The sequence below is a fragment of the Methylobacterium sp. 1973 genome (assembly GCF_040545035.1).
GTDB classification, from domain to species: domain Bacteria; phylum Pseudomonadota; class Alphaproteobacteria; order Rhizobiales; family Beijerinckiaceae; genus Methylobacterium; species Methylobacterium fujisawaense.
In genome coordinates this window covers 52,458-74,151 of sequence record NZ_JBEPLA010000009.1, presented here as the reverse complement: position 1 = coordinate 74,151, position 21,694 = coordinate 52,458, and the positions used below count along the sequence as shown (strand labels likewise).

Genomic DNA, 21,694 nt, shown 5'->3' with positions numbered 1-21,694 from the left:
CGCCGAGCAACGGGCCGGGCGGCTGGACGTGCGGCTGGACGTGCGGCGCCGATATCCCATCCCGGGCTGGCGGATCGAGATGCGCTCGCCGGAACCGACCACAGCGACCGCTGTGTGCATCGGGGAGAACAGGGGGGTTGCCGACAAGTGTAGCGATGCCGTTCACGCGTCTTCAGGGAACGCCACGGAGGGTACGGCATGAACTCCGCCGATCCGACACCGCGCCTGCTCGCGGCCGGGGCGTCCCTCACCGGGACCGGCATCCTGATGTGCCGGACCGAGCCGTCCTGGGACGGGATCCTCATCGGCCTGCTTTGCCTCGGGCTCTGGGCCCTCGGAACCCTCGCGACACGTCCGGGGCCCGTGACGCGGCCCACACGGACGATGCGGCCGGTCCTCCTTGAGGCGGTCGTCGTCGAGCGCCCCCGACCCCCGCCCCTGTTGCTGCCCGCGCCCCGGACCTCGGCCGACGACCGGGCCGGATCGAGCCCATCCCGCCTGCCGGACAGGCCGACGCACCGCCCACGCGTCATCGGGCGCCGGCGCGGCTAGGGCCCCATGGCCGGCCCGGGATGCCGCTGACCCGGCGGGCGAGCAGGGGCGAGAACCGCGCTTCGAGAGCCTTGAGACGTGTCACCGGGGTGCCCCGGCGACGGCCGGGGCGGGCGCGAAGACCGCGGCTGGGAGCCCCGCCCGCGCCGAAGGAATCTGGTAAGGAGGTGAGCCAGTCATCGATCCCAAGCCGGCCGGATGTCCTGCGGCGTCCTCGCCATCCGGACCGACAAACGGCCGCCGTCCGGAATCCTGCATCGCCGCGCCGGCTCTGGCGGCGCGCCGCCCCCATGACCGGCCAGGAGATCGCCATGGCCCCGATCGAGACCCCGGTGCCCTACCGGCTTCAATGCATCGTCCACCGGGAGAGTGCCGGCGGCATCATTATCCACGACGAGCAGATTCCCGGCGCCACCGACGAAGCGGCGGTCGCCACCGCGAAGGCACGCTTCACGCAGCTGCTCTCCGGCCGGTCGGGCTCGGCGGCTCTGAGGGACCCCGCAGGCCGGGTCGTCTGGTCTGCCCGGCAGACGCCGCCGCCCGGCACGGTGGAATCCGGCATCCCGTAGGACACCTCCCGGCGGGGTCAGGGGGTGTGGCGCGCCTCGAGATCAATCACCGGGCCGCCCAGATCGAAGAACTCATCCTCGTACGGGAGCAGGTCCTGCGGTTCCTCAGCCTCCCGCCCCCCGAACGGCAGGAGCGCGGACAGGACTCCGAGGCAGAGCGCTCCGGCAACGAGGGCAATCATAATCGCGAAGCTCATCACGGAACACTCAGGCGAAGCCGACGGCGGCATCAGGCCGTCGGAAGATTAAGGCCCGGTTCCCGCACGCCGCAATCGTTCATGGCCGTCCGCGCGACCGCGGATCGACCGTTCTGCACTCTGAACGGCGCCCCGCACGCCCCGAAGCGCCACGAAGCGCCACGAAGCGCCACGAAGCGCCACGGGGGCACCGCTGGCGCACCGTTGCGGGGCGCATTCGAGGATTGGACCGGCCCCGGCGCGGCTCGGGTGATTCGGATGCGGAATCACCGTGGCGTCGTGACCGCATCCTGACGGTGCTCGACCTCGTCGCGCACACCGCGGCCGGCCATGAGGATCTCGGTCATGAACGCCGCGATCGCCGCCACCGTGCAGATCAGCGCCGCGCCGAAGCAGGCGAACAGGACGGAGGCGGTCGCCGCGTCGCGCAGGGCCCCGACGAACAGGGTCAGCACCGCCAGGCCGATCAGCCCGCCTCCGAGCGAGGCCAGGACCACCGCCACGTCCAGCACGAAGGAGCGCCGCCGCAGGAAGGTCAGACGGCGGGTGAGGCGGACAGCCTCGGCGGCCGTGGCCCGGGCGGTCTCCGCCGAGAGGCTGTCGACCTTGTCGGAGATCCGGCCGAGTCGGGTCGAGAACACGTTGAGCAGCGTCGCCAGGGCCGACAGCAGGAAGGCGGGCGCGAGCGCCACCTGGATGATGTGCGCGACGCTGTCAGGCTCGGTCGCATTGAGGGAGAAGCCGAACATCAACGCGCTACGCTCGCGGACATGTCATGTCCCGGCGCGGCCGGGCATCGGTGCGGATGGAGGCGCGGGTGCGCACGGGTCCCGGGCGGAGCAGCCTACCATAGGAGCCCCTCCGCCTGCAGCCCGGCCACCAGCAGGAACAGCGCCGAGAGGAACGCGACCGCGATGTAGGGGGCCGGCGTGTCCGTCACCGAAGCCTCCCGGCGGGCGTGGGGCACAGATGCCCGATCCCGATACGGGCCGGGAGGACCGGCATCGAAGGCAGCGCGACGGGTCCCATGCGCGTCTCCTGAACTCTCCACCGATGACGAGGCCGGGCAGATAGGGCCTGATATGCGCCGGGAAAGCCGCGGCCGTTCGGCCGTGCGGCGGCCGCAGGTTCTTCCCCACAGGCCGGGCGGAGCGGGTCCGCACCGGGAGCCGGCACCGGGTCTTGCGCGAGATCTGCGGCGCCCCGGGAGATCGATCGGTCCATGGGGCCGCGGCCGGACTCACGGTCGTCCGCCCGAGATCCGGATCCGGCCGGGCCCCCTATTCGCGCGGGCGCATCCGCCGTCGGACGCCGGAAGATCAGGGCCGGGCCGGCGCGAACCCGACGGGCAACGATCCGATACGCTCCCGGACCGGAGCAGATCTCCCGCCTCGCGCAAGCGGGCAATCCGGGGGACCGATCTGGGCTGTTCGTAAATTAATGTTAACCGCTCTTCGGGTCGCAGACGGACTTGCGGGCCGCCTGCCGGTAGGCTCTAGTGAATGTCGAAGCTTCCTGGTTGGTCCTGGGAACGTTTACGAACGAACTTCAGCCCCGTCCGCACCGCGCGGCGGGGCTTTTTGTTCTCGGAAACACTCCGATACACATGGTTGAGAGCGCTTCGACCAATCCCGATCGGGATGTGCCCCAGCACACTTGGCTGTCTTGGCGGGAGGGCCCGTATCCGGGCTGTTGCGGCGACGCACTATCGCCCTGGCGCGCCCTGTCGTTCTGTCCGCCCCGCACACATCCCGCACAACGGGAGACAGAGGACCAGATGATCAAGAAGCTTCTTCTCGCGAGCGCCGCCACGGCCCTCCTGACCGGCGCCGCCTCGGCCGCCGACCTGCCGCGCCGCGCCGCCCCGCCGCCGGTCTTCACCCCCGTCCCGGTCTTCACCTGGACCGGCGCCTATTTCGGTATCAACGCCGGCTACGCCTTCGACGCCAGCAGCAACAACACCAACAGCTTCGCCGTGCCCTTCCCGTACGGCAACGGCACCACCGCCTTCTTCAACCAGCGCAACCAGGAAGGCTTCTCCGGCGGTGGCCAGGTTGGCTACAACTTCCAGTTCACCCCCGGCTCCGGCATCGTCGTCGGTATCGAGGCGGACGCCCAGTACCTCGACTTCGGTCGCAACCGGAACAACGCCTTCGTCGTCGGCCCGCTGGCTCCCGGCTACTACGTCACCGACCCGCGCGGCCTCTCCAGCCTCGACTTCTTCGGCACCGTCCGCGGCCGCATCGGTTACGCCTTCGATCGCGTGCTGTTCTACGGCACCGGCGGCTTCGCCTACGGCTCGGGCAGCGCCGACCGCTCCTTCGGCGGCTTCGCCGGCAATGACAGCTTCCGCACCGGCTACGCCGTCGGCGGCGGCATCGAGTACGCGCTCCCCACCGACTCCTTCCTGAACTTCTTCCGCTCCTCGGCCGTGACGCTCAAGGTCGAAGGCCTGTACGTCAACCTCGACCGCAACACCCGCAACCAGGGCGCGTTCGTCATCAACGCCGCCAACAACTTCCCGGTGGCGTACAACACCATTGGCCGCCGCGATGACGAGTTCGCCGTCGTCCGCGCCGGCCTGAACTACAAGTTCGGCTCGTACTGAGATCCTCGCGCGATCGCGCCCCCCGCGCCGCGGGGGGCTGCGTCCCGGCCACCGGGACAGCGCGAGGCCCTCTGAGCAGGCCGTATCCTTTCTCGACCTGAGCATCCCCAGCCCGATCAAACTGGCCGCTTGAGCCGAGGAGCGTCCCGGGAGTCATTCCCGGGACGTCTTGCCCGGGACGTCTTGCCCGGGACGTCTTGCGTCCTGGCGATGGCCCTCCGCGTCACGCCTCAGGCGTGGACCGCGTGTTCCAGTTGCGCCTTCGACATCCGCGACCGGCCAGGCACGTTCTGAGCGCGGGCCTTGCGCATGAGCTCGGCCTTTGTCGGCTCCGACCGGCTGGAGCCCTTGCCGGACGTCTTGCCCTGTCCGGCAGACCTGCCGTCCTTCCTGCCGTCCTTGCGCGCTGCGGCGGCCTTTTCGGCGGCGGCCTCCGGCTGCTTCGAGAACTGCTTGCCCTTGCGGGTATCGGCCCGCTTCTTGGCCGTGCTGGCGGCATATTCCTTGTCCGTCAGACTCTCGCGGGCCTTCTTGGGCAGGTATCGTTCACCGGTCTTGCCGCTCTCTTCGCCCGATTTCGTGCCCCATTCCTCGTCGGTCCATTGCCGGAGATGGTTGTCGGCCGTCTTCTTGCCGGCATAGCCACCGCCTTCCTTCTTGTATTCGGCGGTCGCCATCTGCGCCTTGCGCGCCGACCACTGCCCAGGCTTGCCACCCTTGTCCGATTTCGTGACTTGCGTCTTGACCTTCTCCCACAGCTTGGGGTCGGTCTTCTTCGCTGTACCCGACATCGTCGCGCCTCGTGAAAAAGATTTGGCAGACAACACGAGCCCTGCGGCTCTGTTCCTGCGGCGCGTTCACTCCCCGCGCCCCGCCCGGTACGGTCCCGCGCCCCGGCGCCCCGCGATGACATCCCCGGGGAGGGGACGCGTCTCGGAGCGGAGCGGGATCGGCCTGACGGCGGCCAGGATTGAGCGCCTTTCAAGGCGCGGGAACGGGGGCCGGAAGACGCAGCAGCCCGATCCGGCGCAAGCCCCTGCGCGCGCCCCTGCGCGAGCCGAAGGGCGTCATCGTCGGCGGCCGAGGCCCCCCATCCGCAGCGCCTCAGGAGCCGTCGATCACGCCGGTTCGGACCGGAAGTCTGCTCTCGGCAGTCGCCGCCGGAGGGTTCCGGAATGTTTGTTTCTGGACGGTTATGGCGGAGGTCAGCCCACATTCAGGCGAGACGACCATTCTATCGTGGCCTTGTGTCGGTCCCGACCGGCACAAATCGAACAGAAGGTCAGATCATGATGCACGTGAAGATGTTCGCGGCGACCGCGGCCGTCATCGGCGGCCTCGGCCTCGTCTCCGCCAGCGCGGCGCCCCTGGCACCCGCCGGAGCCGCCGCGATCACCGGCCCCGCGTCTGTCAGCACCGTCGCCTTCGGCTGTGGACCCGGCTGGGCGCCCGGCCCGTACGGGCGCTGCCGGCCGATCTACCGTCGTCCGCGCTTCTACGGCCCCCGCTGCTTCTTCCGCCCGACTCCCTGGGGCCCGCGGCGGGTCTGCCGGTACTGATCCGACGGCTCGGGATCGATCGCGGCACCGAACCGTGACGCGAGCCGCGAGCTGATCCAGGGGCAGGCGCCGTCTCCGAGGAGGCGGCCCTGCCCCTTCCCGTTGGAAGGGACGCGGACGCCCGGGATCGCGCATCCGGCCCGTGCCGCCAGGCAGGCCGGGGCCCGGCCGCAGAGCCGCGCGCCGTCGGACCGAAAGTCCTGGCGCGGGGCGGGAATAAATCCCGCCGCCCACCGGTTCCTGATCGTGTGGCACGACGCTGCGGTCTGGAGCACGAGGGTCGGGACCCCATGGCTTCGCAGGCTCTCGACGGGGCGGGCCCGGCCCGGCCGCCGACATGACGACCCTGGCGCGGGCGCGCTTCAGCCAGTTCGTCCTGCCGCGCCTCGACGAGGGTTACCGGCTCGCGCACTGGCTCACCGGAAATGCCACCGACGCCGAGGACGTGATGCAGGAGGCGTGTCTGCGCGCGTACCGGGCGATCGAGGGGTTCGCCGAAGGCAATGCCCGCGCCTGGTTCCTGACGATCGTCCGCAACACCGGCTATTCCTGGCTGCAGCGGCACCGGCCGCGGGCGGTGGTCTTCGCCGACGACCTCGCCCCCGAAGCCCGCGCCGCATTGGAGACCGGAGGCGCCCTGGCCGAGGCCCCGGAGACGCCCGAGTCGACCCTCATCGCCCGCGATGAGGCGGGGCAGCTCGCCCGGGCGGTCGGGTCCCTGCCGGTGGCCTTCCGGGAGGCGCTGATCCTGCGCGAGTACCACGGCCTCAGCTATCGGGAGATCGCCGCGGTGACCGGCGTCCCGATCGGAACCGTGATGTCGCGCCTCGGCCGCGCGCGGCAGCATCTGCTTGTACGGCTCGCGAAGGACGGGCGATGACCGACGACGAGACCCTTCAGCTCCTCAGCGCCTACGCGGACGGCGAACTGTCCCCTGGCGAAGTCCTGGCCATGGAGCGCCGTCTCGCCGCGGACCCCGCGGCGCGGGCGATGGCGGAGCGCCTCCGCGACCTCTCGCGCGCCCTGCGCGGCCCTCTGGCGGGACCGTCGGCCCCGGAGACCCTGCGGGCGGGCGTGATCGAGCAGATCGGCTTCTCCGATCCGCCCCCATCCCGCACCCGGCTCGGCTCCTGGCAGGTGCTGGCCGCGACGCTGCTCCTCGGTCTCGCCGGCGGCGCCGCGCTCGGCGCCGGGGCCGTCTATCTCGACCGCCCCGGCGGCGCCCCCGATACGGGCGCGTCCGTGCTCGCCGGCCACCTCCGCGGCCTCGCGGCGCCCCAGCCCTTCGACGTCGCCTCCTCGGACCGGCACGTGGTGAAACCCTGGTTCAACGGACGGACCACCATCGCGCCCGAGGCTCCGGACCTGTCGGACCGGGGCTTCCCGTTGATCGGCGGCCGGGTCGACATCGTCGCCGGCACCCCCGTGCCGACCCTGGTCTATCGCCGCGACCGGCACGTGATCAGCGTCACGGTGGTCTCCGCCGCCGACGGGGCTGCGGACGGCGAGGGACGGCGGGACGGGTCCACGATCGAGCGCTGGCACCTCGGCGACCTCACCTACTGGGCGGTGTCGGACCTCAACCTGCGCGACCTGCGCGCCTTCGCCGACCTGTTCCGGTCTCGGGCCGGCGGACGCCCGAGCTGAAACGGGAATAATCGGCATTTCCGACGGGTTGTTACTGATATCGGGGAGTCGATGCGGCGAGGAACCTGGCGTGATCAGTCAATCGCACATGAACATCCGCAGAACCGGGGGCATGCCGGAGGCCGGCCCGGTGCACGCGCGGCGGTCCCAGTCCGGCGGCGCCCCCACCGTCCCGGACGCGTTCGTGGTGGAGGCCGCGCTCCACCTCCTGGCGGAGCATCTCGAACAGGGGCTGGCCGTGACCGACCGGAGCGGTCGGCCCTATTTCCTGAACCGGGCTGCGCAATCCCTCATCGACCGGGGCCTTCTGCGCCTCGAGCACGGCGGCCTGCGCGGCGCGGGGCCGGAGGACAGCGCGACGCTCCGCCGCGTCATCGACCGCTGCGCCGCCGGCCAGCGCGGCGCCGCGGTGCGCCTGGACGGCCCCGACGGGACACTCCTGGTCGCCGCCTGCGCGATCCCCGGGGCCTTCCGCCCGATCGCCGAGGGCGCGGTTCTCCTGCGCCTCATCGACCCCGCGGCGCCACGCCTGCCGGATCCCGGCGTTCTGCAGGATCAGTTCGGTTTTACCCCCGCGGAGGCGGCCCTGGCCATCGACATCCTGGCGGGGAACGACCTCGCGGCGAGCGCGACGCGCCGCCAGATCACCCGGAACACGGCACGTGTGCACCTGCGTCACCTCTTCGAGAAGACGGGGACGCGCCGCCAGGCCGAGTTGATGCGCCTGCTCCTGCTCTGCCCGCAGCCGATCGCGGGTGTGTAGAGCCGTCCTCGGTTTCCCGTGCGGGACGGAGGGGCGTCGTCTGGACCGGCAGAGCCTGCCCCGTCAGGCGGCAGGCCGCAACAGGCTCGCCCCCCGGCAAACAAGTCTACTTCGACAACACGCAGTAACCTGAACAGATGATGCGAGAAAGAGACGATTCATCGACACTGATCCGGCCGAAATTGGATTAAGAACCAATTCTTTGGCACAACGGAGACCAGATCATGATCCTCTCGTTCGTTAAATACATTCGAAAAAACCGCATCGCCGCGCGAAACATTCGCATCTTATCGGCCCTCGACGACGATATGTTGAGCGATATCGGGCTCGACCGGCGCACGCTCCGCGCCTTCTGCGAGAACGGCTGTTCGCACATGCTGGCCCGGCCGGGCCAGCCGGAGGCATCCCGGACGGTCGCGCTGCCCACGACGCTCGGGATCGCCGTCCGCTGAACCGGCCAGACCCCTTCAGGCCCGCTCAGATCGCGATGCAGATCTTGCCGAAGTGGCGGTTGCTTTCCTGGTGGCGGAACGCCGCCACGAGCTCGTCGAGGGGGTAGCGGCTGTCGACCACCGGCCGCAGGCCGCAGGCTTCGATGCCGCGGACCATCTCGATCTGGTGGCGGCGGCTGCCGACCAGCACGCCCTGCAGGCGGATCTGCTTCAGGAGCGCCGGCACCAGGGGCAATTCCCCGGCCACGCCCGACAGGATGCCGATCACCGAGATGTGGCCGGCGACGCGGACGGCGGCCATGGACTGCTCCAGCGTCGCCGGACCGCCGACGTCGACGACGTGGTCGACGCCGCGCCCATCGGTCAGCCGCCGGGCGGTCTCGCCCCAGGCCGGGTCGGCGCGGTAGTTGATGACGTGGTCGGCGCCGAGCCCGCGCAGGCGCTCCAGCTTGTCGTCGTTGGACGAGGTGGCGATCACCGTGGCCCCCGCCGCCTTGGCGAATTGCAGGGCGAACAGCGACACGCCGCCGGTCCCCTGCACCAGCACGACGTCACCGCTCTTCAGGCCGGCATCGGCGTGGAGCGCGCGCCATGCGGTGAGCGCCGCGGTGGTCAGGGTCGCCGCCTCGGCGTGGTCCCAGCCCTTCGGCGCGTGGGTGAAGGCGCTGGCCGGCGCGGTGACCCGCTCCCGGGCATAGCCGTCGACCCCGTCGCCCGGCACGGTGGCGAAGCCCTCGACCCGCGGCGTGCCCTCGGTCCAGGTCGGGAAGAACGTGCTGACCACCCGGTCGCCGACCGCGAAGTCGTTCGGGCCGGGTCCCACGGCCTCGACCTCGCCGGCGCCGTCCGACATCGGGACGCGCGGCTCGCTCGGCCCCCACATCCCGCTGACCACGGCATAGTCGTGATAGTTGAGGGAACTCGCCCGCAGGCGGACGGTGATCGCGCCGGGCCCCGGCTCGGGCACCGGCCGCTCCCCGAAAGTCACCTTGTCGAAGCCGCCGCCCGGCTGGACGATGACGGCCCGGGCTGTCGATCCGGTCATGATGCACCTGTCGCTCCGCGGCCGCGGCCGCCGGGAGGCGGACACTGGCAGGCCCCACGCCCGGCGTCGAGACGACGGACGGGGACCGTCCGCCGCGGGGGCCGGGGCGGACGGCCCGCAACGGGCGCTCCGGTCCGGGACCGGCGCGCCCAGGAGCCGGGCGCAGGAGCCGGGCGCATGCCCCTCCCGCCCTTGCCGCTCCGCGACGCCAGCGGCAAGGTCGCGGATCGCATCCCGTCCGGGGAAGGAGCACAGACCGTGTCGACCGAGCGCGTCGTTCTGACCGAAAGCATAGCGCCGACGGCGTCCAGGATCTTCACGCAGGCCGGGATCGGCGACATCCGCCAGCTGCCTCGTGCCGTCAGCCCCGATGATACCCGGGATCTGGCCGACGTCACCGTCCTCGGCATCCGCTCCCGCACGCACGTCACCGCCGCGCTGCTCGACGCCCTGCCCGATCTCACCGCCATCGGCTGCTTCAGCGTCGGGACCAATCAGGTCGACCTCGAGACGGCGCGCGCCCGGGGCGTGCCCGTCTTCAACGCGCCGTTCTCGAACACGCGCAGCGTCGCCGAACTCACGATCGGCGAGATCGTGATGCTGCTCCGGCGCATCCTGCCACGCTCGATCGCCGCCCATGCCGGCGGCTGGGACAAGTCGGCCTCCGGCGCCTTCGAGGTGCGCGGCAAGACGCTGGGGATCGTCGGCTACGGAAACATCGGCGCGCAGCTCTCGAACCTCGCGGAGGCGATGGGCATGCGCGTGATCTTCTACGATCTGACCGACAAGCTGCGTCACGGGAACACCGAGCCGGCCGAGAGTTTCGACGCGCTGCTCGCCGCCAGCGACGTGGTCAGCCTGCACGTCCCGGAGACGCCGCTGACCCACGGGCTCATGGGCGCGGAGCGCATCCGCGCGATGAAGCCCGGCGCCTACCTCATCAACAACAGCCGGGGCACGGTCGTGGACCTGGACGCCCTGGCGGCGGCCCTGCGCGACGGCCATCTCGCCGGAGCCGCGATCGACGTCTTCCCGGTCGAGCCCACCTCCAACGCGGAGCGCTTCGTCTCGCCCCTGCAGGGGCTGCCGAACGTCATCCTCACCCCGCATATCGGCGGCTCGACGGAGGAGGCGCAGGATCGGATCGGCGCGGAGGTGGCCCGCAAGCTGGTCGACTACGCCCAGACCGGCTCGACGCTCGGCGCGGTGAACTTCCCGCAGGTTCAGCTGCCGCCGCGCCGGTCCGGCGCCCGCTTCCTCCACGTCCACCGGAACGTGCCCGGCGTGCTCGGGCAGATCAACGCGGTCTTCTCGGACCGGTCGCTCAACATCGACGCGCAGTACCTGCAGACGGACGGCGAGTACGGCTACGTCGTGGTGGACGCGTCGGTGGGGCCTGGCGAGGCGGACGCGGTACTCGGCGCGCTGCGGGCCATCGACGGTACGGTGCGGACGCGGCACCTCCGGCCGGCGGTGGCGTGAGGCTGACGCCGACGGCTGCCCCACCTCGTCGCCCCGTGCGGGCGACGAGGTCCACATCACTGCGACCGCTGCGCGTGCGCCTCCCACAGAGCTCGGGCTCGCCCGAGATCTGTTCCTGGCAAGCCCGCACGGGCGAGGGGACCCGCGCCCCGTCCTGAGACCCATGGGCGAGACCCGCGATCGCGTCGCCGCCCTGCAGAGGACGAGCGCGGCGCGGATCCGATCGCCCCCCGGGGTCAGTGCCGCGGCAGGGTGTGCAGCGCCGTCAGGAAGGCGTCGACCTCCGCGCGGGTGTTGTAGAAGGCCAGCGACGCCCGCACCGACTGGTCGACCCCGAACCGGCGGAGCGCCGGCAGAGCGCAGTGATGGCCCGAACGGACCGCGATGCCGCGGGCATCGAGGTGGTGGGCGACCGCCTCGTTCTCCTGGCCTTCGATCACGAAGGACATCACGCTCGCCTTCTCCCGAGCCGTGCCGATCAGGCGCAGGCCCTTCACGTCGGCAAGACCGGCCTGCGCATAGTCCAGCAGGTCGTGCTCGTAGGCGGCGATCGCCGGCAGGCCGATCCGCGCGAGGTAGTCGAGGGCCGCCCCGAGCCCCACCGCCCCGGCAATGTCGGGCGTGCCGGCCTCGAATTTTTCCGGCGCGCCCTTGTACACCGTCTTCGCGAAGGTGACGTCCTCGATCATGTGGCCGCCGCCCTGCCAGGGGGGCATCGCCGCGAGCAGGTGCGCCTTGCCGTAGAGCGCGCCGATGCCCGTCGGCCCGAACACCTTGTGGCCGGAGAAGACCAGGAAGTCGGCGTCCAGCGCCTGCACGTCGAGCGGCATGTGCGGCGCGGATTGCGCCGCATCGACCAGCACCGGCACCCCGTAGGCATGGGCGATCTGGATGATCTCCCGCACCGGGTTCACGGTGCCGAGCGCGTTGGCCACCTGCGTCACCGAGACGATCTTGGTGCGGCCCGACAGCAAGGCCGCGTATTGCTCGAAGATGATCTCGCCCCGGTCGTTGACCGGGATCACCCGGAGCGTCGCCCCGGTCTGCTGGGCCAGCATCTGCCAGGGCACGATGTTGGCGTGGTGCTCGATGGTCGAGACGATGATCTCGTCGCCCGGGCCGATCTGCGCCCGGCCGTAGGAATGGGCGACGAGGTTGATCGCCTCCGTGGTGCCGCGCAGGAAGACGATGTCGTCCTTGGAGGGCGCGTTGAGGAAGCGGCGCACCGCCTCGCGCCCGCCCTCGAACAGGTCGGTGGCGCGCGCCGCCAGGGTGTGGGCGGCGCGGTGGATGTTGGAATTGTGCCGGGCGTAGAACGCGTTCGTCGCGTCGATCACGGCTTTCGGCTTGTGGGTCGTCGCGGCGTTGTCGAGCCACACCAGCGGATGGCCGTTGACGCTCTGGTGCAGGGCCGGGAAGTCCCGGCGGATAGACGCCACGTCGAAGGGCGCCGCGACCGGGATCGACCCGTGCGAGAGCGCCCGCGGCGCGGGGCCCGGCGCGCGGCTCGGCTCGACGCGCGGCGTCGCGGGAGCCGTCCGGGCCGGGCGGGGGCCGAGGGTCAGGAAGTAATAGTCCGACAGGTTGTCGGCGGCCGGTTCGGGCGCCCGCGAGAGGCGGCCGGTCCTGCGAAAGCTCTCCTGCGCCTCGTCCACGCCCGCCTGCGACGGGTCGGCCGGGACGAGGTGCGGGGCGAGCGCATGCGCGAAGGCCTGGGCGCGGGGGTGATCCGCCGCGACCTGCCGGTGCAGTTCAGGCCCGCCCGGGAACGAGATGTCCGGCAGGGCCGGAGGCGGGCTCACCGGGTGGACCGGCGGGATCGTGGCGGTCCCGGCGAAGGCCGGGCCGGCGGGGGCGAGATTCGGCAGGCCCGGGCCGGTGAGGCCCGGGACGCCGGCCGGCGACGCGCCGAAGGCGCGGGCCCCGAGGGCGGACAGGTCGGGCTGGATCCCCGCGGGCAGCCCGGCGGCCGGTGCCGAGGGCACGCCCACGGCACCGCTCGGCAGCGGAGCGCCGCCGAACCCCTGAGGCACGCCGTCGAGCGCCTGCGGGACCTGCGGGCCCGCGGGGAGGGTGGGGGCGAAGGGCTGGCTCGCCGCCTGCCCCTGACCGTAGATCTCGCGGGCGAGGCGCCCGACGAGATCCGCGTGCGCGAGGTCGCCCGGGCTCGCTCCGGGCACCGCGAGGGCCGTCGCCTCAGGCGTAGTCATGGTAGTTGCCCAGGAGCACGTTATCGAGGCGGGCGATCGCGTCCTCGACCAGCACGGCGGCCGAGAAGTAGCGGGTCACGAGGTGCGAGGCGATCGAATGGTCGTTGGTGCCCATGTAGCGCACCGACAGGCCGGGCTCGATCTCGCCGGTCACCCCGGATTTCTGCAGGCCGACGACGCCCTGCTCGCCCTCGCCGACCCGCAGCAGCAGGATCGAGGTGGTCTGCGCGCCGGTCACCGGGTCGATGTCGATGGGCAGCTTGTCGCTCGGCACCAGCGGCACGCCGCGCCACGTGATGAACGGCGCGCCGAACAGGTGGACGACGACCGGCGGCACGCCCCGGCGGGTCGCCTCCCGGCCGAAGGCCGCGATGGCGCGGGGATGGGCCACGAAATAGGCGGGCTTCTTCCAGACCAGCGTCAGCAGCTCGTCGAGATCATCCGGGGTGGGCGGGCCGCCGCGGGTCGGGATGCGCTGGCGCGGACCGACCTCGTGGAGCAGGCCGAACTGCGAATTGTTCAGGAGTTCCCACTCCTCGCGCTCCTTCACGGCATCGACCGTGAGACGGATCTGCTCGCGGAGCTGGTCGATCTCGTTGGAGTAGAGGTCGGTCACCCGTGTGTGGGTGTTGAGGATCGTCTGGATGGTCGAGAGGTGGTACTCGCGCGGATCGACCTCGTAATCCACGAAGGTCGTGGGCAGGCGCGGCTCGCCGGTATGGACTGCCAGCAGCTCGATGCCCTGCTCGCCGTAGGAATTGGTGTGGCCCGTGAGGCGGTCGCGCTCCTCGCGGTACTGGGCGATCCTGGCGCGGATCTCCTCGCTCTCCACCGCGGCGGCGTCCAGCGTCAGGAGGGTCACCGCCGACAGGGCCTTCACGGCCGGGGCGGGCGCACGCTCGCCGGCCAAGCCGGCATCGCCGAAATAGTCGCCCTTCGTGGCCAGGCCCTGCCGCAGGCGGCCCTTGTAGGGGCCCGACAGGGTCAGCTCGACGGTGCCGTCGGCGACCACCGTGAGGCTGCGGCCGGAGGCGCCCTCCTCGTGGATCACATCGCCGGCCTTGTGCCGGCTCTCGGTGAACTGAGCCGCCAGGGCCGCGAGCTCCGCATCGCCCAGCCGGCTGAACAACGGCACGGCCCGCAGGGAGGCGGGGCGGATCACCCGGCGCTTGCCGTCTCCCTTGCCGTCTCCCTTCTCCTCGGCGGCGAGATCGATCCGGCCGGGGCGCGCCAGCACGACGGCGCGGCGGTTGACGCGGTAGACCCCGCCCGCCACGTCAACGAAGGGCAGAAGCCGGAGCAGCCAGCGCGGCGTGTTGGCCGCGTTCTGGACCGAGGTGACGGTCGCCGTCGCGAGATTGCGTGCCGCCGTGGCGCTCACGCTCAGACCCGGTCCGCTCATCGTTCGTCCTCACTCCATTCAGGGTTGCAGGCGCGCCGCATCCATCCGCAAGCAGCGGTTCGTCCCGCAGCGTATGCGGGGTCGGCGCGAGACGTCTTGATCATGACTTGATGATGATCACGGGCCGGTAGACCGCATGACCGCCAGTCGAATGATGTATCTTACAGCGATCGTACAATCCTTGTCCGCCGCTTATCCGGCCTCAGTTCTTGTTCGGCCCGACAGGATCTGGATAAGGCCCGACTCGCCCAAGGGTCAACGGAATGATTTCCCTATTTTAAGCCGATTCATAGGAATTGCACCTTTGGCATACTTGACGCAAAGGACATAGCGATCGTGCGATCGCCGGATCGAAGAATTTAGTTTCATCCCATCGGGGCGCGCGGCGCAGGCCGGGCGACTTTGTTTCACGGGAAGGATTTTCCGGCGCGCCTCAGATGCCGTCCCCGTAACCGAAGGACTGGTCCATGCTGAGCGCCGGCTCCTCGCCGACGGGCAGGCGCGAGACGACCCGGGCCGGCACGCCCGCCACGGTCGTGTGGGGCGGCACGTCCTGCAGCACCACCGCGGCGGCCGCCACCTTGGCGCCCGCGCCGACCCGGATATTGCCCAAAACCTTGGCCCCGACGCTCAGCAGCACCCCGCGCTCGATCTTGGGATGCCGGTCGCCGCTCTCCTTGCCGTTGCCGCCGAGCGTCACAGACTGGAGGATCGAGACGTCGTCGGCGATCACCGCCGTCTCGCCGATCACCACCCCGGTGGCGTGGTCGATGAACACCCCCGAGCCGATCCGGGCCGCCGGGTGGATGTCGCAGCCGAACACCTCCGAGATCCGGCTCTGGACGTGCAGCGCCAGGGTCGCCCGGCCCTGGTGCCAGAGCCAGTGGCCGACCCGGTAGGCCTCCAGCGCCGCCAGACCCTTGTAGAACAGGAACGGATCGAGGAAGCGGCGGCAGGTCGGGTCGCGCTCGCGGATCGCCACGAGGTCGCGCACCGCGTGGGCGCCCGCCTGCGGATCCGCCTCGAAGGCAGAGAGACACAGGTCGCGCATCGACAGCCGGGCGAGGTCGCCGTCCCCGAGCCGGTGCGCGAGGCGGTAGGCGAAGGCCTGGGCCAGGGAGCGCTGGTCGAGAATCGTGGCCTGGATGATGCCGGCATAGAGCGGCTCCTCGATCAGGGCCGCCTCGGCCTCGGCGCGCAGGTCCGCCCAGACCTCGGCCTCAGCCGTGCCGCGGCTCGTGACGCGCAGCGGCGGCTGGACCACGGCCATCGTGGCCCCCGCGGGGGGCAGGGCGGCGTGATGCATCGGGCGCCGCCGGTCACCGCACGGGGCGGAACAGGTCGGGCAGATAACGTTTCAGGGTGTCGTGCCCCTGGAACTTCACGTCCACGGTGGCCGGGGCGTTGCCCGGGGGGTGGATGCCCACCACACGGCCCCGGGCATGCCGCCAGATCCCCAGAATCTCCGCGAGGTCGATCCGCGCGAACACGACCTCGTCGCCCTGCATCATCCGCCCTGGGGTCATGGTGTCGGCTCTCCTTGAACGGCCGGTCGCGGCGGCCTGATTCGGCGGCCAACGGCGCCGGAACCGGGCCGGCGGCGTTGGCGGGAAGTCTTTTCCGGGCACCCCGGTCCGGCGGAGAAGGTTTCGACCGTGCGCGGGCGAAACGGGAGCATCATCTTCGCTAAGACCTTGTTATATATTGATTTTTACGCATCGCCCCTGCCTTGGCAAGCCCCGCGCGCCCGGCCTCGGGCCGGAACGGGCGTCCTCGATCGCGGCCACGATGCCGGCCCGCCCGGGCCGGACCTGAGCTTCTGCTCCAAGATGCGCCTTCGACGAACGACCTGCGCTGCAAGTCCTCGCCAATTTGGCAGCACATTCTCGGCCTCGGCCTCTAGATTGACGGTGTCGGCGCGCAGTCGACGCAGAGCCGAATGGAGGTTTGCCGTGATCGTGAGCAAGAAACGGATCGCCGGGACGACTGCGCCGTGTCTGCCGTGTTGCCGCATCCAGGACGAGGAGAGCGCACGACATCAGACACGAAAGGCGAACACCGATGCTGACCTATGACACGAGCCGGAGCACCCAGCCCGACCTGAGCGCCGAAGCGGCCGTTTCCCTCGGCCGAATCCTGACCCGGAGCGTCCGCTCCCATCCCTCCCATGAACGCGCCGCCCTCGCGAGCGCCCTCGACGACGGCCTGATGCCCGACGAGGTCGACCGGATCCTCGCCGGCCGCCGGGTGGCCGAGGCCTTCCCGATCCGCCGGGGCGAGAGCCCGGAAGCCTACGCGTCACGGGCCGTGTCCGAGATGTTCGTCGCCTACCTCCAGTAGGCGCGCCGCGTCCGGCCAAGCCGGCCTCCCCGAACACGAACGATGGACACCTGTCATGTCGGTCTTCCCCCCCGGGTGGAGGCGCCGGACGGGGACGGCTGCCTGCGCCCTCGCCCTGGCGCTGGGAGCCGCCGGCCCGGCCGCCGCGCACCCGCCGAAGGGCCGCGGCGCGGCCTCCGCGGCGTCTGCCGCCGATGGGCCGGCCGTCCCGGCCCGGCTCACGGTCGGGCCGGGCGGCCGGGACCTGCGACTCGCCGGCGATCTCACCGAGGGTGTGGCCGCACGGGTCGCGGCCCTCCTCGCCGCGCACCCGCAGATCGCGCGCCTCCATCTCACCAGCGACGGCGGCCTGGTGGAGGAGGGGGCGGCGATCGGGGCGCTCGTGGCGGCGCGGGGGCTCGCCACCTACGTCCCCGACGCCTGTGCCTCGGCCTGCACGCTGATCTTCGTCCGCGGCCGGACGCGCTACCTCGCGACCGGCGGCCGGCTCGGCTTCCACGCCCCCTACGAGATCGGGGCGCAGGGCCGGATGCGCCCAGTGGATTCCGCGCCGGAACGGGCGGCCTACCGGGCCGCCGGCCTGCCGGCGGCCTTCGTGGCGCGGGCCCTGGCGGTGCCTCCGGCCGGGATCTGGATCCCGGCCGCGGCCGAGCTGCGCGCGGCCGGCATCGTCACCGAGGTCGTCGGCCCGGACCGCTTCCCCGATTCGACCCTGGACGCGGATCCGAGCGCGGCCGGGGCCCGGGCCGCGATCCTGCGAACCCTGCCGATCCTGCAGCAGGCCGACGCGGCGGGGCTCGACCCGATCACCCGGTGGTACAGGGACGGCTACGCCGCCGGCCGACCCGAGGCGGAGGCCGCGGCAGGCCTGAGGCGGATGGCCGCCAGCTACCTGCAGCGGCGCTTCCGGGCGGCCGATGACGGGGTCGTCCGGGCCCTGGGACACCGGATCCTGGCGATGATGCGAAGTGCCGGATCGCAGGATACGGCCGCCTGCGGCATCCTCGCGGCCGGCGACCTCGTGGCGCTCGATGCGCGGCTGCGGGCCGAGCGGCCGGCGTCGCGCGGGCTCGCACCGCTCCTCGCCCGGACGCAGGCGGGGCGGCCGGACGATGCGGAGGCGGCAGCCCCGGACGCCGCCCGGTCGGCGGATTGCGCCGCCCGGATCGCCGGCACGCGGCGCGCCCTCGGCCTGCCGCCCCACGCGGCGGCCGCCGCGCTGCGGGCGCTGTTCCTCGCCGCGCCGCAGCAGATCCTGGCGAACGGCGCCGGGCCGTAGCGGCCCGCCCCCTCTCGACACGCCGCGCAGGCGCCTATCTTCGCATCCGCCGCCAAACCTCAGGCAGCCTGGTCGGAAACGGGAGTCGATGGATGCCGGATTATCGCCTGCGCGGGGCGGTTCGTGGCGCGGACGGGGAGATCGGCGCGCCGCGCCTCGACGAGATGCTCACAGCCGCGGACGCGAAGGAAGCGGTACGCCTCGCCAACAGACGCTCACTGACGATCGAGGACGATGCGGTGAATGCCCTGTGGCTGGTCGACGCGAACGGGACCATGCTCTGGTCCCTGCGCCGGGCCGATCTGGAATCCTGACGCAGTCCCCACGGAAGGCCGGAGCCGTCAGGCCGGCGCGTGGCGGCGCGCCTCGGGCGGCGCCGCCGCCTCGGGGCGCTCGGCCCCCCCGAGATACAGGGACCGGACATCGTCCCGCGCCCGCAGGGACGCGGCACTGCCGGCCAGCGCGCTGCGTCCGTTCTCCAGCACGACGGCGTGGTGGGCGTGGCGCAGGGCGAGACGGACATTCTGCTCGGCCACCAGCAGGGTCAGGCCCTCGGCCCGGTTCAGGCCGGCGAGCACCCGGTAGATCTCCTCCACCACCCGGGGCGCGAGCCCCATGGACGGCTCGTCGAGGACGAGCAGCCGGGGCCGTCCCATCAGGGCCCGGCCGATCGCCGCCATCTGCTGCTCGCCGCCCGAAAGGAGGCCGGCGGCGACCTCCCGCTTCGCGGCGAGGCGCGGGAACAGGCCGTAGACCCGCTCCAGGTCGGCGCGCACGTCGCTGCGGCCCGAGCCGCGCCCGAGGCCGCCCGCGACGAGATTCTCCTGGACGCTCAGTCCCCGGAAGCAGTGACGGCCCTCCAGCACGCCCACGAGCCCGGCGCGGACGAGGGCGTCGGTCCGGGTCCGCGTCACGTCGCGTCCGTCATAGGCGAGGCGCCCGGCCGTGACCTGGCCGCGCAGGGCCGGCAGCAGGTTCGACACCGCCCGCAGCAGGGTCGTCTTGCCGGCGCCGTTGGCGCCGACCAGGGCGACGATCTCCCCCGCCCGGACCGCGAGGTCGACGCCGTGCAGGGCGTGCACCGCCCCGCCGTAGACGACCTCCAGGGCCTCGACCTGCAGGAGGGTCGGCGCGGCGCTCATCGGGCGCTCACCGGGCCGCCGCGGCGGCCTGCTTGCCGGCCGCGTCCGCGGCCTCCTCCGCCGCGCAGTCGCGCGGGGTGAGGCCGTGCTCCTTGGCGTAGGCGGTCGCGGAGGCCTCGATGATCGGGCGCAGGCTCGCCCAGTCGGGGGCGATCCAGTCGGACACCACAGTCCACTTCGCCCCGTCCCATTGCTGGAAGGTGACGCGGCCCTCGCCCTCGTGGTTGGCGCAGGTGACGTTGATCGAGTGGAACAGGCCCTTGGCGCCGAGCGCCGCCACCCGGGCCTCGTCGAGGCGCAGGTGCTCGAAGCCCCAGCGCACCTCGTCGCCGGTGAGCGTGCGCGCACCGAACTTGCCTTGCGCGATCCGCACCGCCTCGACGTTGAGGATGCCGTTCAGCACCCCGAGATTGTGGTAGACGCTGCCGATCCGCTTCCTGTCGGCGAGGTTGCCGTTACCGGCCCCGTAGACCTTGCCGACGACCTCCTGGATCACCGGATAGGCGGTCCCCGAGGCCTGGGTGGTGATGGCGACGTAGCCCTTGGCGGCGTCGCCTGCCGGGATCACGTCCTCCTCCGAGTTCGACCAGACATTGCCGACGATGCGGTCGGCCGGGAAGCCGGTCTTCTGGGCGGTCTTGAGGGCCACCGGGTTCATCACGCCCCAGCCGCGCAGCACCACGAAATCGGGCCGCAGGCGCCGGATCGTCAGCCATTGCGACTGCTGCTCGTTGCCGGGATGGGGCACCTCGATCTGCGCGACCGTGAAGCCGTACCGCTCGGCGAGCTGCGCGTAGATCGGGATCGTCTCCTTGCCGTAGGGCGAGCCATGGTAGAGTACCGCGATGGTCTTGCCCTTGAGCTTGTCGAGGCCGCCCGCGCGGGTGCCGAGATACTGGATGATGCCGCTCGTCTCGCTGTAGGGGTTGAGCAGCAGCGGGAAGACGTAGGGAAAGACGCGCCCGTCGGTGGAATCGGTGCGGCCGTGGTTGATCGTGACCAGCGGCACCCTGTCGGCGGTGATGCGGTCGATCATCGCGTAGGCGATGCCCACCGAGAGCGGGTTCCAGGCGGCGATGCCGGGCCGGGACTTCAGCCGCTCGTAGACCTCGACCCCGCGCTCGACCTCGTACTGGGTCTCGCCCTCGCTCCAGGTGAGCTTGACGCCGTTCACGCCGCCGTCCCGGGCGTTGATCAGATTGAGATAGTCGATGAAGCCGCCGAAGAAGCCGGTCCCACCGGCCGCGTAGGGGCCGACCCGGTAGCTCTGGAGCGGGAAATACTGCTCGTCGGCCCATCCGGCGCGCGGCGCGGCGGCGGCGAGCATCACGGTGCCGGCGAGGAGCGCGGCGCGGAGGCGGGTCGTCAGGGGCATGGTCGTCCTGGGGTTGGTCAGACGGGGAGGGGATCAGGCGGCGCGGCGGCCGAGGCGGCGGCCGGCCCGGTCGAGGAGGGCGGCGAGGCCCGCGGGCTCGCGGATCAGCACGGCCACGATCAGGGCGCCGAGGACGATGCGCTGGACCATCTCCAGGGTGCCGGAATCGAAGCCGTCGCCGAGGAGCGCCGCGCCGAGGCGGGCCAGCAGCAGGGGCAGCACCACGATGAAGCCCGCGCCCAGGAAGGCGCCGCGCAGGGTGCCCAGGCCGCCGATGATGACGATGAACAGGATCTGGAAGGAGCGGTCGAGGTTGAACCCCGCCGGCTCGACGGTGCGCAGATACGCGAAGGCCCACAGCGCCCCGGCGATCCCGATCACGAAGGACGAGGCCGCGAAGGCCAGGAGCTTGGTCCGGGCGACCTTCACGCCGACGAGGCGGGCGGCGGTCTCGTTGTCGCGGATCGCCACGAGGTTGCGGCCCGTGGGGGAGCTAACGAGCCTCCACGCGACGAGGGTCAGCAGCGTGACCACCGTGAGCGAGACCAGGTAGCGCCCGCGCGGATCGTCGAAGGACAGGCCGGCCACCACCAGTCGGGGAGCGGTGATGACGCCCGAGGGGCTGTCGTCGGAGATCCAGCCGATCCGGTTCAGCGCCCAGGCGACGAAGAACTGCACGGCGAGCGTCGAGACCGCGAGGTAGAAGCCCCGCAGGCGCAGGGCCGGCAGCCCCGCCGCCAGCCCGGCGAGCGCCGCCACGAAGCCGGCGAGCAGGAGTGACGCCGGGAGCGGCAGACCGGGCAGGCGCAGCGACAGGTTGAAGGCCGCGTAGGCCCCGACCGCCATGAAGGCGGCCGAGCCGAGGGAGAGCAGCCCGGCATAGCCGGTGAGCAGGTTGAGCCCGAGGCCGGCCAGCGCCAGGGCCAGGAACGGCGTCAGCAGCGCCTCGAACAGGTAGCTCGTGCCGGTGAGCGGCACGATCCCGTAGGCCAGGACCAGCAGGGCGCCGAGGCCGAGGGCTCCGGCGGGCAGGTGGGGGCGCGGCGCGGCGCGGGGGAGGGCGTCCATGGCG

General features: G+C 71.8%; 23 protein-coding genes. 12 read left to right on the top strand and 11 right to left on the bottom strand.

Annotated features, from left to right (window positions below; genetic code table 11):
• Positions 1-198 precede the first annotated feature (198 nt).
• Complete coding sequence (locus tag ABIC70_RS18275; RefSeq protein ID WP_043382308.1) at positions 199-552, top strand: hypothetical protein; 354 nt, start codon at positions 199-201, stop codon at positions 550-552.
• Positions 553-863: 311 nt separating this feature from the next.
• Positions 864-1,121: a hypothetical protein gene (locus tag ABIC70_RS18270; protein ID WP_043756558.1), complete on the top strand. Its 258-nt coding sequence runs from the start codon at positions 864-866 to the stop codon at positions 1,119-1,121.
• A 17-nt stretch (positions 1,122-1,138) separates the two neighbouring features.
• Here the strand turns inward: ABIC70_RS18270 and ABIC70_RS18265 are convergent, their stop codons facing one another.
• Both ABIC70_RS18265 and ABIC70_RS18260 read right to left on the bottom strand, forming a co-directional pair.
• A complete protein-coding gene (locus ABIC70_RS18265; protein ID WP_043355784.1) occupies positions 1,139-1,318 on the bottom strand; it encodes a hypothetical protein in 180 nt (59 codons plus the stop codon).
• A 266-nt stretch (positions 1,319-1,584) separates the two neighbouring features.
• Positions 1,585-2,067, bottom strand: coding sequence for a DUF2721 domain-containing protein (locus ABIC70_RS18260; RefSeq protein ID WP_043355782.1), 483 nt, complete (start codon positions 2,065-2,067; stop codon positions 1,585-1,587).
• A 1,028-nt stretch (positions 2,068-3,095) separates the two neighbouring features.
• Here ABIC70_RS18260 and ABIC70_RS18255 point away from each other — a divergent pair.
• Positions 3,096-3,926, top strand: a complete 831-nt coding sequence (locus ABIC70_RS18255; protein WP_083683394.1) for an outer membrane protein — start codon at positions 3,096-3,098, stop codon at positions 3,924-3,926.
• A gap of 230 nt (positions 3,927-4,156) precedes the next feature.
• Here the strand turns inward: ABIC70_RS18255 and ABIC70_RS18250 are convergent, their stop codons facing one another.
• Positions 4,157-4,717, bottom strand: a complete 561-nt coding sequence (locus ABIC70_RS18250; protein WP_043389277.1) for a hypothetical protein — start codon at positions 4,715-4,717, stop codon at positions 4,157-4,159.
• Positions 4,718-5,215: 498 nt separating this feature from the next.
• Between ABIC70_RS18250 and ABIC70_RS18245 the strand changes: the two genes are divergently transcribed.
• From ABIC70_RS18245 to ABIC70_RS18225, 5 genes are all read left to right on the top strand, one after another.
• Complete coding sequence (locus ABIC70_RS18245) at positions 5,216-5,485, top strand: GCG_CRPN prefix-to-repeats domain-containing protein (protein ID WP_043756560.1); 270 nt, start codon at positions 5,216-5,218, stop codon at positions 5,483-5,485.
• A gap of 337 nt (positions 5,486-5,822) precedes the next feature.
• The gene (locus tag ABIC70_RS18240) at positions 5,823-6,365 is read left to right on the top strand and encodes a sigma-70 family RNA polymerase sigma factor (RefSeq protein ID WP_354440459.1); all 543 of its coding nucleotides are present in this window, start codon (positions 5,823-5,825) and stop codon (positions 6,363-6,365) included.
• Entirely contained in the window at positions 6,362-7,132 is a 771-nt protein-coding gene (locus tag ABIC70_RS18235; protein WP_354440457.1) for an anti-sigma factor family protein, read from the top strand. The genes ABIC70_RS18240 and ABIC70_RS18235 overlap by 4 nt, the downstream gene beginning before the upstream one ends.
• Positions 7,133-7,202: 70 nt before the next feature.
• Complete coding sequence (locus ABIC70_RS18230) at positions 7,203-7,895, top strand: helix-turn-helix transcriptional regulator (protein WP_043389287.1); 693 nt, start codon at positions 7,203-7,205, stop codon at positions 7,893-7,895.
• Between the two features lie 224 nt (positions 7,896-8,119).
• On the top strand, positions 8,120-8,347 hold the full coding sequence (locus ABIC70_RS18225; protein WP_354440455.1) for a YjiS-like domain-containing protein: 228 nt from the start codon (positions 8,120-8,122) through the stop codon (positions 8,345-8,347).
• A 25-nt stretch (positions 8,348-8,372) separates the two neighbouring features.
• Here the strand turns inward: ABIC70_RS18225 and ABIC70_RS18220 are convergent, their stop codons facing one another.
• Entirely contained in the window at positions 8,373-9,392 is a 1,020-nt protein-coding gene (locus ABIC70_RS18220; RefSeq protein WP_354440453.1) for a zinc-dependent alcohol dehydrogenase family protein, read from the bottom strand.
• 258 nt (positions 9,393-9,650) lie between these two features.
• On the opposite strand from ABIC70_RS18220, the gene serA reads away from it, so the two are divergent.
• Positions 9,651-10,874 carry a phosphoglycerate dehydrogenase gene (gene serA / locus ABIC70_RS18215; RefSeq protein WP_354440575.1) on the top strand — a complete coding sequence of 408 codons (1,224 nt, stop codon included), beginning with the start codon at positions 9,651-9,653 and terminating at the stop codon, positions 10,872-10,874.
• A gap of 236 nt (positions 10,875-11,110) precedes the next feature.
• Here serA and ABIC70_RS18210 read toward each other — a convergent pair whose 3' ends face one another.
• The 4 genes from ABIC70_RS18210 to ABIC70_RS18195 form a co-directional block, all read right to left on the bottom strand.
• Positions 11,111-13,084 (bottom strand): family 2A encapsulin nanocompartment cargo protein cysteine desulfurase, encoded by a 1,974-nt coding sequence (locus ABIC70_RS18210; RefSeq protein ID WP_354440451.1) that lies wholly within the window; start codon positions 13,082-13,084, stop codon positions 11,111-11,113.
• Entirely contained in the window at positions 13,071-14,486 is a 1,416-nt protein-coding gene (locus ABIC70_RS18205; RefSeq protein ID WP_043756563.1) for a family 2B encapsulin nanocompartment shell protein, read from the bottom strand. The genes ABIC70_RS18210 and ABIC70_RS18205 overlap by 14 nt, the downstream gene beginning before the upstream one ends.
• 433 nt (positions 14,487-14,919) lie before the next feature.
• Positions 14,920-15,792, bottom strand: a complete 873-nt coding sequence (gene cysE, locus ABIC70_RS18200; RefSeq protein WP_274927634.1) for a serine O-acetyltransferase — start codon at positions 15,790-15,792, stop codon at positions 14,920-14,922.
• 13 nt (positions 15,793-15,805) lie between these two features.
• Positions 15,806-16,012 carry a hypothetical protein gene (locus ABIC70_RS18195; RefSeq protein ID WP_043354144.1) on the bottom strand — a complete coding sequence of 69 codons (207 nt, stop codon included), beginning with the start codon at positions 16,010-16,012 and terminating at the stop codon, positions 15,806-15,808.
• A gap of 535 nt (positions 16,013-16,547) precedes the next feature.
• Here ABIC70_RS18195 and ABIC70_RS18190 point away from each other — a divergent pair.
• The 3 genes from ABIC70_RS18190 (at position 16,548) to ABIC70_RS18180 (ending at position 18,419) form a co-directional block, all read left to right on the top strand.
• Positions 16,548-16,826: a hypothetical protein gene (locus tag ABIC70_RS18190; RefSeq protein WP_043389298.1), complete on the top strand. Its 279-nt coding sequence runs from the start codon at positions 16,548-16,550 to the stop codon at positions 16,824-16,826.
• Positions 16,827-16,881: 55 nt separating this feature from the next.
• Positions 16,882-18,105, top strand: coding sequence for a hypothetical protein (locus ABIC70_RS18185; protein ID WP_354440448.1), 1,224 nt, complete (start codon positions 16,882-16,884; stop codon positions 18,103-18,105).
• 92 nt (positions 18,106-18,197) lie between these two features.
• Positions 18,198-18,419, top strand: coding sequence for a hypothetical protein (locus ABIC70_RS18180; RefSeq protein ID WP_043389304.1), 222 nt, complete (start codon positions 18,198-18,200; stop codon positions 18,417-18,419).
• Between the two features lie 27 nt (positions 18,420-18,446).
• Here ABIC70_RS18180 and ABIC70_RS18175 read toward each other — a convergent pair whose 3' ends face one another.
• The 3 genes from ABIC70_RS18175 to ABIC70_RS18165 are packed head-to-tail and all read right to left on the bottom strand — an operon-like array spanning position 18,447 to position 21,690.
• Positions 18,447-19,247, bottom strand: coding sequence for an ABC transporter ATP-binding protein (locus ABIC70_RS18175; protein ID WP_043389307.1), 801 nt, complete (start codon positions 19,245-19,247; stop codon positions 18,447-18,449).
• Positions 19,248-19,254: 7 nt separating this feature from the next.
• Complete coding sequence (locus tag ABIC70_RS18170) at positions 19,255-20,622, bottom strand: ABC transporter substrate-binding protein (protein ID WP_043358078.1); 1,368 nt, start codon at positions 20,620-20,622, stop codon at positions 19,255-19,257.
• Between the two features lie 33 nt (positions 20,623-20,655).
• Positions 20,656-21,690, bottom strand: coding sequence for a branched-chain amino acid ABC transporter permease (locus tag ABIC70_RS18165; protein WP_278306906.1), 1,035 nt, complete (start codon positions 21,688-21,690; stop codon positions 20,656-20,658).
• Between the last annotated feature and the right edge of the window lie 4 nt (positions 21,691-21,694).

What these genes read in the sequence shown, in the direction of transcription:
- ABIC70_RS18265 (WP_043355784.1), bottom strand. Translation starts at nt 1,318, where the DNA reads ATGAGCTTCGCGATTATGATTGCCCTCGTTGCCGGAGCGCTCTGCCTC.
- ABIC70_RS18170 (WP_043358078.1), bottom strand. Translation starts at nt 20,622, where the DNA reads ATGCCCCTGACGACCCGCCTCCGCGCCGCGCTCCTCGCCGGCACCGTG.
- ABIC70_RS18210 (WP_354440451.1), bottom strand. Translation starts at nt 13,084, where the DNA reads ATGACTACGCCTGAGGCGACGGCCCTCGCGGTGCCCGGAGCGAGCCCG.
- ABIC70_RS18220 (WP_354440453.1), bottom strand. Translation starts at nt 9,392, where the DNA reads ATGACCGGATCGACAGCCCGGGCCGTCATCGTCCAGCCGGGCGGCGGC.
- ABIC70_RS18260 (WP_043355782.1), bottom strand. Translation starts at nt 2,067, where the DNA reads ATGTTCGGCTTCTCCCTCAATGCGACCGAGCCTGACAGCGTCGCGCAC.
- ABIC70_RS18205 (WP_043756563.1), bottom strand. Translation starts at nt 14,486, where the DNA reads ATGAGCGGACCGGGTCTGAGCGTGAGCGCCACGGCGGCACGCAATCTC.
- ABIC70_RS18255 (WP_083683394.1), top strand. Translation starts at nt 3,096, where the DNA reads ATGATCAAGAAGCTTCTTCTCGCGAGCGCCGCCACGGCCCTCCTGACC.
- ABIC70_RS18275 (WP_043382308.1), top strand. Translation starts at nt 199, where the DNA reads ATGAACTCCGCCGATCCGACACCGCGCCTGCTCGCGGCCGGGGCGTCC.
- ABIC70_RS18225 (WP_354440455.1), top strand. Translation starts at nt 8,120, where the DNA reads ATGATCCTCTCGTTCGTTAAATACATTCGAAAAAACCGCATCGCCGCG.
- ABIC70_RS18180 (WP_043389304.1), top strand. Translation starts at nt 18,198, where the DNA reads ATGCCGGATTATCGCCTGCGCGGGGCGGTTCGTGGCGCGGACGGGGAG.
- ABIC70_RS18185 (WP_354440448.1), top strand. Translation starts at nt 16,882, where the DNA reads ATGTCGGTCTTCCCCCCCGGGTGGAGGCGCCGGACGGGGACGGCTGCC.
- ABIC70_RS18165 (WP_278306906.1), bottom strand. Translation starts at nt 21,690, where the DNA reads ATGGACGCCCTCCCCCGCGCCGCGCCGCGCCCCCACCTGCCCGCCGGA.
- ABIC70_RS18190 (WP_043389298.1), top strand. Translation starts at nt 16,548, where the DNA reads ATGCTGACCTATGACACGAGCCGGAGCACCCAGCCCGACCTGAGCGCC.
- ABIC70_RS18270 (WP_043756558.1), top strand. Translation starts at nt 864, where the DNA reads ATGGCCCCGATCGAGACCCCGGTGCCCTACCGGCTTCAATGCATCGTC.
- ABIC70_RS18245 (WP_043756560.1), top strand. Translation starts at nt 5,216, where the DNA reads ATGATGCACGTGAAGATGTTCGCGGCGACCGCGGCCGTCATCGGCGGC.
- ABIC70_RS18235 (WP_354440457.1), top strand. Translation starts at nt 6,362, where the DNA reads ATGACCGACGACGAGACCCTTCAGCTCCTCAGCGCCTACGCGGACGGC.
- cysE (WP_274927634.1), bottom strand. Translation starts at nt 15,792, where the DNA reads ATGCATCACGCCGCCCTGCCCCCCGCGGGGGCCACGATGGCCGTGGTC.
- ABIC70_RS18250 (WP_043389277.1), bottom strand. Translation starts at nt 4,717, where the DNA reads ATGTCGGGTACAGCGAAGAAGACCGACCCCAAGCTGTGGGAGAAGGTC.
- ABIC70_RS18240 (WP_354440459.1), top strand. Translation starts at nt 5,823, where the DNA reads ATGACGACCCTGGCGCGGGCGCGCTTCAGCCAGTTCGTCCTGCCGCGC.
- ABIC70_RS18175 (WP_043389307.1), bottom strand. Translation starts at nt 19,247, where the DNA reads ATGAGCGCCGCGCCGACCCTCCTGCAGGTCGAGGCCCTGGAGGTCGTC.
- ABIC70_RS18195 (WP_043354144.1), bottom strand. Translation starts at nt 16,012, where the DNA reads ATGACCCCAGGGCGGATGATGCAGGGCGACGAGGTCGTGTTCGCGCGG.